This window comes from Microbacterium maritypicum MF109 (assembly GCF_000455825.1).
Lineage (GTDB): Bacteria > Actinomycetota > Actinomycetes > Actinomycetales > Microbacteriaceae > Microbacterium > Microbacterium maritypicum_A.
In genome coordinates this window covers 1-272 of the sequence record NZ_ATAO01000226.1, presented here as the reverse complement: position 1 = coordinate 272, position 272 = coordinate 1, and the positions used below count along the sequence as shown (strand labels likewise).

Annotated in this window: 1 protein-coding gene; it reads left to right on the top strand. The window is 66.2% G+C overall.

Annotated elements, in window-relative coordinates:
* Positions 1-19: 19 nt before the first annotated feature.
* On the top strand, positions 20-272 hold a 253-nt coding region (locus tag L687_RS39240), incomplete at its 3' end, for a hypothetical protein (protein WP_200861076.1).

Below are 272 nucleotides of genomic sequence, written 5' to 3'. Positions count from 1 at the left end.
GGTCTGCACCTTCGGTGATGTGACCGACATCATCTGGTGGCGCGAGCTGCGCACCACCGAGAACGAGTCCCTGCCGAACATGACCACGATCGGTCTGGACGGGCGATTCCTGCCCGAGGCTCCGGCGTCCGTCGAGAATCCCGAGGCCGCGACCTGGTACGCCGAGGAGATCGCGGGCAAGACCGTCTTCAGTGCGCGCAAGGCCATCGTCGAGAAGCTGCAGGCGACCGGCGACATGACCGCGGTCGGCAAGCCCTTCAACCACGCCGTGA